At 49.2% G+C, this 254-nt stretch carries 1 protein-coding gene; it reads left to right on the top strand.

Translation table 11 applies throughout. From position 1 onward, the window contains the following. Positions 1–70: 70 nt before the first annotated feature. A partial coding sequence (locus tag CHM34_RS20410; RefSeq protein ID WP_439116354.1) for a S26 family signal peptidase occupies positions 71–254 on the top strand: 184 nt, incomplete at its 3' end.

Genomic DNA, 254 nt, shown 5'->3' with positions numbered 1-254 from the left:
AAATACTCGTGCCCACCTGGGTCAGCTTATTCGGCATCAGTTTCACCTTGGATCAGATCTCCTTCAGTGAATATGGGGACTGGTATTCCTTATCTTATCTATTACTCATTTCACTGCCGATCGGGATAAGCCGCTGGCGGAACCTTACACTCAACCTTCAATAAACGACTTTGGACCGGTAAAGGTACCGAAGGACCATGTCTTTGTGTTGGGAGACAACCGCTTGGAAAGCGCCGACAGTCGGGAGTTCGGTC

Origin of the sequence: Paludifilum halophilum (assembly GCF_002245355.1) — a bacterium.
GTDB classification, from domain to species: domain Bacteria; phylum Bacillota; class Bacilli; order Thermoactinomycetales; family DSM-45169; genus Paludifilum; species Paludifilum halophilum.
This window is presented reverse-complemented; position numbering and strand designations above follow the sequence as displayed.